Genomic DNA, 9,291 nt, shown 5'->3' with positions numbered 1-9,291 from the left:
ATGGCGCGCGTGATCGGCTACGCGGCCGTGCCCGTGCTGCTCGCGCCGATCCTCGCGTTCCTCGCGGTGCTCGCCGCCGCGACGGTCACGGTATTGCGCATGAGCGTCGGCGTGTCCGGCGACGAATGGCGGACCTTCACGCTGCAGAACTACCTCGACCTCGCGGACCCGTACTTCACGACGTCGTTGTGGCTCACGCTGCGCCTCGCGTTCCAGAGCATGGTGTGCGCGGTGCTGCTGGCGATCCCGGTGGCGCTCGCGATGGCGCGGACCGAATCGCGGCTCGCGCGCCGGTTGCTGCTCGCCGGCGTGCTGTTGCCGCTGCTCGTGAACCTGCTGCTGCAAGGCTATGGCTGGCTCGTGATCCTCGGCCCGGCCGGGTTGCTCAACCGCGCGCTGCTGGCCACCGGTGTGATCGGGCGTCCGCTGCAGTTGCTGTACCGCGAACACGGCGTGCTGCTCGGGCTGATCCAGACCGCGTTCCCGCTCGCCGTGCTGCCGCTGTCGAGCGCGCTGCGCGCGGTGTCCCGCGCGTACGGCGAAGCCGCCGCGACGCTCGGCGCGAGCCGCTCGTAGGCGCTGCGGCACGTGACCTTGCCGCTCGCGATGCCCGGCCTCGTCTCCGGCGCACTGCTCGTGTTCGCGTACAACGCCAGCGCGTTCGCGGTGCCGCTGCTGCTCGGCGGTCGACGCGTTCCGATGCTCGCCGTACTCGTGCACGACCAGGTCGCACCGCTGCTCAACTGGCCCGCCGCGTCGGCATCCGGCGTCGTGCTGATGGGCGCGACGCTCGTCGTGATGGCGGTTTCGCAGCGCCTCGTGCGCACCCTGCAACGCACCGACGAGGTGAACCGATGAATGCCCTGCTCCTGCGCGCGCCGATGCCCGGCCGCCTCGGACGCGTCACCGGCGGGCTCGCGACGCTCGTGCTGTTGCTCGCGTCGCTGCCGATCCTGACGATGATCACGATGTCGTTCGGCGCTTCGGGCACGCTCGAATTCCCGCCGCGCGAATTCAGCCTGCACTGGTATCGGGCCGCCTGGCAGACGTTCGTGTCGTCCGATGCGGGCAGCGCCCAGTCGATGGGCGCCGCGTTGACGACGAGCCTCGTCGTCGCGGTCGCGACGATGCTGATCGCGACCGCCGTGTCGGTGCCCGCGGCTTACGCGCTGTCCCGCTACCGCTTCCGCGGCAAGACGCTCGTCGAGCAGCTCGTCGCGTTGCCGATCGTCTATCCGCTCGTGATGCTCGGCCTCGCGCTGCTGATCGTGTTCAACGCGCTGCCGGTCGAACTCGGCATCGCGCGGCTCGTCGTCGCGCACGTGATCCTGACGCTGCCGTTCACGGTGAAGAACTGCGCGGCGTCGGTCGCGTCGATCGGCCCCGATTTCGAAGAAGCCGCGTGCCTGATGGGCGCGAGCCCGCGCCGCGCGCTCGTCGACGTCGTGCTGCCGCTGATGCGGCCCGGCATCCTCGCCGGGATGCTGTTCGCCTTCATCGTGTCGTTCAACGAATTCACGGTGACGTTCTTCCTGTACAGCATCGACACGATGACCCTGCCGGTCTGGCTCTACAGCCGCACCGTCTCGTCGCTCGACCCGACCGTGTTCTGCTTCGCCGTGTTCACCGTCGCGATCGACTTCGCGCTGATCTGGATGCTCGAAAAACTCGTCGGCGACAAGGGTGTCGCGCTCTGACGCGCGCGCCATCTCGCCCTCGCCCGTGCAAGGAACCCTCATGACCCAGCTCATCCTCCAGAACGTGACGAAGCGCTTCCACCAGGCGTATGCGGTCGATCACGTCGACCTGTCGGTGCCGGACGGCAAGCTCGTCTGCTTTCTCGGCCCGTCCGGCTGCGGCAAGACCACGCTGATGCGGATCATCGCCGGCCTCGAAACGCCCACCTCCGGCACGCTGACGTTCGCCGGCCGCGACCTCACGCGCGTGCCCGCCAACCGGCGCGACTTCGGCATGGTGTTCCAGTCGCTCGCGCTGTTTCCGCACATGACGGTCGCGCAGAACATCGCGTATCCGCTGCGGCTGCGCAAGACGGACAAGGCCGCGCAGGCACGGCGCGTCGCCGAGCTGCTCGAACTGATCCAGCTGCCGCACATGGCCGACCGGCTCGTCACGCAACTGTCGGGCGGACAGCGCCAGCGCGTCGCGATTGCCCGTGCGATCGCATCGTCGCCGCGCCTGCTGCTGCTCGACGAGCCGTTGTCGGCGCTCGACGCGAAGCTGCGCGAGGCGATGCAGGTCGAGATCCGGCTGCTCCAGCAACGGCTCGGCATCACGACGATCATGGTCACGCACGACCAGCGCGAAGCGATGACGATGGCCGACGAGATCGTCGTGATGGAGAAAGGCCGGATCCAGCAGGTCGGCCGGCCGCTCGACATCTATCGCGATCCGGTCAACGAATTCGTCGCCGATTTCATCGGCCTCGGCAACATCCTGCCGGTCGCGTGCGACGGCGACGACGCCATCGTCCTGCCCGGCGGGCAGCGTCTCGCGATCCGGCGCGCGCCGGACACGCCACGCGCGACCGATGGCGTGCGCCTGCTGATTCGTCCCGAGGATGTCTGCGTGCGTCCGGGCCAGCCGGCTTCGGCGCCGAATACGCTGGCCGGCACGATCACGTTCGTGCGCGACGTCGGCGCGTCGATCGAAGCGACGATCGACTGCCGGGGCTTCACGCTGACGGCCGCGACGACGCCGCGCGAAACGCCCGACCTCCACGTCGGCATGCCGGTGCTCGCGGAACTGCCCGCCCATGCGTGCAAGCTCATCGCCGCCCGCGGCGCCTGATTTCCTTTTCCTTTCTCCCGTGCAGTCCAGCGCAGCAACGAGGATCTCACCATGAACGCAACGTCCCAAGCCACCCGCCACGTGCAGCGCCTGCTCGCCCGTACCGTCCTCCTCTGCGCCTGCGCCGGCACTGCTGGCCTTGCCGCGTTCGCGCCGCTCGCGCACGCCGACGCGCTCGACACGATCGCGAAATCGGGCGTCGTGCGCATCGGCGTGTTCGAGGACTACCCGCCGTTCGGTTCGATCGGCCCCGACATGAAGCCGCAAGGCTACGACATCGACATGGCGAACCTGATTGGCAAGGCGCTCAACGCGAAAGTCGAACTCGTTCAGGTTACCGGCGACAACCGGATGGCCTATCTCGCCGACCGCAAGACCGACATGCTGCTGTCGGTCGGACAGACGCCGGAACGCGCGAAGGTGATCGACTTCTCGAACGCGTATGCGCCGTACTACCTCGCCGTGTTCGGCCCGAAATCGCTGGCCGTGAAGGGCAACGCCGATCTCGCCGGCAAATCGGTCGCGGTCGCGCGCGGCACGCTCGAGGACCTGAGCGTGAGCAAGGTCGCGCCGCCGAGCGCGACGATCAAGCGCTTCGACGACCCGAACGGCGCGATCGCGGCGTTCCTGTCGGGACAGGCGCAGTTGCTCGTGGTCGGCAACGACGTCGGCGCGACGATCATCGCGCGCCATCCGTCGATCGATCCGGAACAGAAGTTCTCGCTGTTCAGCTCGCCCGATCACGTCGGCCTGAACAAGAACGAGCCGCGCCTGATGCAGAAGGTCAACGACGCGATCGCCGGCGCCCGCAAGAGCGGCACGCTGAATACGTTGTCGCAGAAGTGGCTGCACGCGGCACTCCCGGCCGACCTGTGATGCACGCCGCCCCCGCCCCGCACTCACGACGAAAGGCATCGCGATGACCTACGTGTTCGACTTCAGCGATTTCGGCCTCTACGCCGGCATGCTCGCGCGCGGCATCGGCGTGACGCTCGGCCTCACGGCAGCCTCCACCGTGCTGGGCGGCCTGATCGGCACCACCGGTGCGTGGGTCGCGCTCGCCGGGCCGCGCTGGGCGCGCGCGCTCGTCGCGGCCTACGTCGAGCTGATCCGCAATACGCCGTTCCTGGTCCAGCTGTTCTTCATCTTCTTCGGGCTGCCCGGGATCGGCGTGCACATCGACGAAGCACAGGCGGCCGTGCTGGCGATGACGGTCAACCTGGGCGCGTACGCGGTCGAGATCCTGCGTGCCGGCATCGAATCGGTGCCGCACGGGCAGGTGCAGGCGGCGCGCGCGCTCGGGCTGCACGGCCGGCAGGTGTTCGGTCACGTCGTGCTGCCGCAGGCGCTCGCGAACGTGTACCCCGCGCTGCTCGGGCAGGTGCTGATCGTGATGCTCGGCTCCGCGGTCGTCTCGCAGATCTCGGTGCCCGACCTGACCTATGCGGCGAACTTCATCCAGTCGCGCAACTTCCGTGCGTTCGAGATCTACATCGTCGTGACCGCGATCTACCTGCTGCTGTCGATCGCATTGCGCATGCTGCTCAATCGCGCCGGCCGCCGGCTGTTCTCGGGCCGCACCCAGCGCGGCGCGGCGGCCGCGCCCCAGCGCACCCGGTTTGCGCGCTTCACGTGGCGCGCCCGCTCTCCCGAAACCCGCCTTCCCACGGAGCGTGCACGATGATCGAATTCACCTTCCAGGATATTGCGTGGAACCTGCTGCTCGCCGCGCGCTGGACCGTGCTGCTGTCGCTGATCACGTTCGTCGGCGGCAGCGTCGCCGGGTTCGCGCTGCTGGCGATGCGCATCTCGGCTTCAGCCGCGCTGCGTCGCTTCGTGATCCTGTACGTCGAGCTGTTTCAGGGCACGCCGCTGCTGATGCAGCTGTTCCTCGGCTTCTTCGGCTTGCCGCTCATCGGCATCGACGTGACGCCATGGGTGGCCGCGTCGGTCGTGCTGACGCTGAACGCCAGCGCATATCTGACCGACATCTGGCGCGGCTGTGTCGACGCGGTACCGCGCGGCCAGTGGAACGCGGCGGCCAGCCTCGGCATGACGTGGACCCAGCAACTGCGCTACGTGGTGTGGCCGCAGGCGTGGAAGATCGCGCTGCCGCCGACCGTCGGCTTCCTCGTGCAGGCAGTCAAGAGCACCGCGCTGACGTCGATCATCGGGCTGACCGAGCTGACCAAGACGGGCAACATCATCACCAACGCGGTATTCAAGCCGTTTCCGATCTACGCGATGGTCGCGCTGCTTTACTTCGCGATGTGCTTCCCGCTGACGTGGTATGCCCGCGTGCTCGAACGTCGCTATCGCGTCGCGAAGGCACGCTGAACCGGCGCCGCGCGCGCTTCATTACGATCCAGGAACTTCCATGATTTCCATCAGCAACGTTTCGAAGTGGTACGGCCAGTTTCAGGTCCTCAGCGACTGCACGACCGAGGTCAGGAAAGGCGAAGTGGTCGTCGTGTGCGGCCCGTCGGGTTCGGGCAAATCCACGCTGATCAAGACCGTGAACGGCCTCGAGCCGTTCCAGCAGGGCGAGATCCTCGTGAACGACCAGTCGGTCGGCGACAGGAAGACGAACCTGTCGAAGCTGCGCTCGAAGGTCGGGATGGTGTTCCAGCATTTCGAGCTGTTCCCGCATCTGTCGATCACCGAGAACCTGACGCTCGCGCAGGTCAAGGTGCTCGGCCGCGGCAAGGACGAGGCGAACGAGAAGGGTCTGAAGCTGCTCGACCGCGTCGGCCTGAAGGCGCATGCGCACAAGTTTCCGGGCCAGTTGTCGGGCGGCCAGCAGCAGCGTGTCGCGATCGCGCGCGCGCTGTCGATGGATCCGATCGCGATGCTGTTCGACGAGCCGACGTCCGCGCTCGACCCCGAGATGATCAACGAAGTGCTCGACGTGATGGTCGAACTCGCGCAGGAAGGGATGACGATGATGGTCGTCACGCACGAGATGGGCTTCGCGAAGAAGGTCGCCCATCGCGTGATCTTCATGGACAAGGGCGCAATCGTCGAGGACGACCGCAAGGACGATTTCTTCTCGAATCCGAAATCGGAACGCGCGAAGGACTTCCTCGCGAAAATCCTGCACTGAGCGATACCGCGGCGCGCCGCCGCGCGCCCGCTCCACCCCGACTCTCCCGATGAAACGACTTCCCTCCCTCAACGCGCTGCAGGTGTTCGACATCGTTGCCCGTCACGGCAGCTTCACGCGCGCCGCCGAGCACCTGTGCCTGACCCAGGGGGCCGTGAGCCGGCAAATCCTCGCGCTCGAGAGCTTCTATCAGTTTGCGCTGTTCAAGCGCACGCCCAAGGGGCTCACGCTGACGGCCGAAGGGGAGCTCCTGTTGCCGACGGTGCGCGAAAGCTTCGCGCGTATCGAGGAGGTATCGATGCGCCTTTCGCGCAGGCGTACCGAACTCGCACTGAAGGTGCCGACCTGCATGATGCAGTGGATGCTGCCGCGCATCATGCGGTTCCAGGCCGAGCATCCCGAACTGCAGGTGCAGATCACCACCACCTGGGATCATCAGGTCGACTTCCGCATGGAGCCGTTCGACGCCGCGGTGATCTACGCGGCCGGCGCCGGCCCCGACATGCATGCGATCCCGTTGTTCGAAGAACGGCTCACGCCGGTCTGTGCGCCGAGCCTGCCGGACCGGCAGCCGCTCACGAGCCTCGACGACCTGGCCGCTCACACGTTGCTGCATCCGACCCGCGATCACCGGGACTGGAAGCGGTGGCTCGACCATGCGGGCGCACCGCACGTCGACTCGACGCGCGGCCTGAGCTTCGAAACGCTGGATCTCGCGACGCACGCGGCGATCGACGGCTATGGGGTCGCGATCGGCGACAGGACGCTCGCCGACGAAAGCGTGGCGGCGCACCGGCTGGTGATGCCGTTCGACCTGTCGTTGCCGACGGGGATGGGCTATTTCTTCGTGTATCCGGACGGTGCGGAACAGCAGCAGAAGATCCAGCTGTTCGGCGGCTGGATCGCGGACGAACGCAAGGGCGCTGCGGGTGTCGCGCTGGCCTGAGCGGATGCCGCGTCTTACGCATGCGGCACGACCCCGCTAAATGTGCGATGGCGCCGGCTCCGGTGGCCGAATCCGGCGGTCGCACTCATCGCGCCGAATCATTCGAAAGTCCCGCCATGAAGGAAGGCAACGAGCGATCGCCTGTAGCGCGGTCGCTCAGCACGCCCGGATGTCCTGCGTGACCAGTTCGTGTCGGCAGATCACCTCGAAAACCCGACACGCCATGCCGCCTCAAACATCGCGCCCCATCGGGATAAAACCTGCACCCGGCGGTAAAACGTCCCCTGAAACAGCTCGGTAAAGTGGCCAGCGGCTATTTGTAATGCTTCACGGCCGCGCTCAAAACAACCGATTCAGGAGACATGAATGCAACGCATCACGAGATCAGCCATTCGCCGATCGGCATGGGCCGCGTCGGGCACCGCGCTCACCCTGGGGCTGTTTGCCTGCGGCGGCGTCGACTCGCCTTCCACGCCGGTCACGCAACAGGACTTCGGCTATACGACGTTGAACCTGATCACCAGGGACGGCCTGAAGTTCAAGGACATGGACAAGAGCGGCCAGCTCGAACCGTACGAGGACTGGCGCCTGAGTGCCGACGTGCGCGCGCGGGACCTGGTCGGCCGCCTCACGCTGGCCGAGAAAGCCGGCCTGATGATGCACGGCACCGCTCCGGTGCTGAACGACACCACCGGCTCAGGCACCGGCTCCGCTTACGATCTGGCGGCACTCAAGACGCTCATCAATCAGCGGGGCGTCAACACCTATATCACGCGCATGAGTGGCGACGCGCACACCATGGCCGATCAGGCCAACCAGATTCAGACGCTGGCGGAGCAGTCGCGGCTCGGCATCCCGGTGTCGATCAGTTCCGACCCGCGCAACCATTTCCAGTACACGCTCGGCGCAAGCGCAGGCGGCAGCGGTTTCTCGCAATGGCCCGAAACGCTCGGCTTCGCCGCGATCGGCGACGCGGCACTCACGCGAAAATTCGGCGATATCGCGCGCCAGGAGTATCGTGCGGTCGGCATGACCGAAGCGCTTTCGCCGCAGGCCGACCTGGCGACCGAGCCGCGCTGGTCACGCATCAACGGCACCTTCGGCGAGGACGCCGATCTCGCGCGCACGCAGGTTCAGGCCTATATCGAAGGCTTCCAGGGCGGCAGCAACGGCATTCAGGCCAATAGCGTCATCGCGGTCGTCAAGCACTGGGCCGGATATGGCGCGCAGAAACTCGGGTTCGACAGCCACAACTACTATGGTCGCTACGCGACCTATCCGGGCAACAACTTCGCCTATCACCTGAAGCCGTTCGAAGGCGCCTTCGCGGCCAACGTCGGCTCGGTCATGCCGACCTACTCCGAACCGGACATGACGGTCACGGTCGACGGCATCACGCTGGAGCCGGTGGGCGGTGCTTACGACAAGGCGCTGCTGACCGACCTGCTGCGCGGGAAATACGGCTTCAAGGGGGTGATCGTGTCCGACTGGCTGATCGCCGACGACTGCGACGCGAACTGCATCAACGGCGTGTCGTCGGGATCCCCTTCGTTCGTCGGACTGGGCATGCCCTGGGGGATGGAAGGCGCGACCCGCGTGCAGCGTTTCGTGCGAGCGGTCAATGCCGGCATCGACCAGTTCGGCGGAGACGACGATCCGAGCGACCTGATCGACGCCGTCAATCAAGGGCAGTTGTCGGAAGACCGTCTGTCGGAATCGGCCTATCGCGTCCTGCTGCAAAAATTCCAGCAAGGCTTGTTCGATCATCCGTACGTCGATGCAGACGCGGCCGGCAAGATCGTCGGCAACGCCGACTTCCAGGCCCAGGCACTCGATGCGCAGCGCCGCTCGATGGTGCTGCTGCAGAACAACGGCAAGCTGCTGCCGATGACGGCGTCCGGCAAGAAAGTCTGGCTGTACGGTATCGATCCCGCGGTCGCACGGCAATACGGGTATCAGGTCGTCGATACGCCGCAAGCCGCGGACGTTGCGATTCTCCGCGTGAGCACGCCTTATCAGACGCTGCACCCGAACTACATGTTCGGCTCGATGCAGCATGAAGGCAGTCTTGCGTTCGTCGACGGTAGTGCGGACTACGAGGCAATCAAGCAGGCCGCGCTTGCGCCGAAGTCGATCGTCTCGGTGTACATGGATCGCCCCGCGATCCTGACCAACGTGCAGGACAAGGCCACCGCGATCCTCGCCAATTTCGGCGTGACCGATGCCGCGCTGTTCGACGTGCTGACCGGGAAAGGCCAACCGCAAGGGAAGCTGCCGTTCGAGCTGCCGTCGTCGATGGCGGAAGTCGCGGCGCAGCTGGAAGACGTGCCGCACGATACCGCGCATCCGTTGTATCCGTTCGGATACGGTTTGACGTATTGATGCGCTGACGCATTGTCGATGCCGGCTCGCCGATCGCGGCCGGCATCGACGA

General features: G+C 66.4%; 8 protein-coding genes and 1 pseudogene. All 9 read left to right on the top strand.

What is annotated here, in order from left to right:
* Positions 1-858 (top strand): annotated as a pseudogene (locus G3N99_RS08560) (ABC transporter permease).
* Complete coding sequence (locus G3N99_RS08555) at positions 855-1,697, top strand: ABC transporter permease (RefSeq protein WP_174933063.1); 843 nt, start codon at positions 855-857, stop codon at positions 1,695-1,697. Before G3N99_RS08560 ends, G3N99_RS08555 begins: the two are co-directional and overlap by 4 nt.
* Before the next feature lie 40 nt (positions 1,698-1,737).
* Entirely contained in the window at positions 1,738-2,808 is a 1,071-nt protein-coding gene (locus tag G3N99_RS08550; protein ID WP_174937998.1) for an ABC transporter ATP-binding protein, read from the top strand.
* A gap of 51 nt (positions 2,809-2,859) precedes the next feature.
* Positions 2,860-3,684 carry a transporter substrate-binding domain-containing protein gene (locus tag G3N99_RS08545; RefSeq protein ID WP_206122144.1) on the top strand — a complete coding sequence of 275 codons (825 nt, stop codon included), beginning with the start codon at positions 2,860-2,862 and terminating at the stop codon, positions 3,682-3,684.
* A 43-nt stretch (positions 3,685-3,727) separates the two neighbouring features.
* Complete coding sequence (locus G3N99_RS08540; protein WP_174932268.1) at positions 3,728-4,492, top strand: amino acid ABC transporter permease; 765 nt, start codon at positions 3,728-3,730, stop codon at positions 4,490-4,492.
* Positions 4,489-5,145 (top strand): amino acid ABC transporter permease, encoded by a 657-nt coding sequence (locus G3N99_RS08535; RefSeq protein WP_011349406.1) that lies wholly within the window; start codon positions 4,489-4,491, stop codon positions 5,143-5,145. Before G3N99_RS08540 ends, G3N99_RS08535 begins: the two co-directional genes overlap by 4 nt.
* 40 nt (positions 5,146-5,185) lie before the next feature.
* Positions 5,186-5,911: an amino acid ABC transporter ATP-binding protein gene (locus G3N99_RS08530; protein WP_174932266.1), complete on the top strand. Its 726-nt coding sequence runs from the start codon at positions 5,186-5,188 to the stop codon at positions 5,909-5,911.
* A gap of 49 nt (positions 5,912-5,960) precedes the next feature.
* On the top strand, positions 5,961-6,857 hold the full coding sequence (locus G3N99_RS08525) for a LysR substrate-binding domain-containing protein (RefSeq protein WP_206122143.1): 897 nt from the start codon (positions 5,961-5,963) through the stop codon (positions 6,855-6,857).
* Between the two features lie 366 nt (positions 6,858-7,223).
* Positions 7,224-9,239, top strand: a complete 2,016-nt coding sequence (locus G3N99_RS08520; RefSeq protein ID WP_174937992.1) for a glycoside hydrolase family 3 N-terminal domain-containing protein — start codon at positions 7,224-7,226, stop codon at positions 9,237-9,239.
* The last annotated feature ends 52 nt before the right edge of the window (positions 9,240-9,291 follow it).

The sequence above is a fragment of the Burkholderia sp. Ac-20392 genome (genome assembly GCF_017104585.1).
In the GTDB taxonomy this organism is placed as follows: domain Bacteria; phylum Pseudomonadota; class Gammaproteobacteria; order Burkholderiales; family Burkholderiaceae; genus Burkholderia; species Burkholderia lata.
This window is presented reverse-complemented; position numbering and strand designations above follow the sequence as displayed.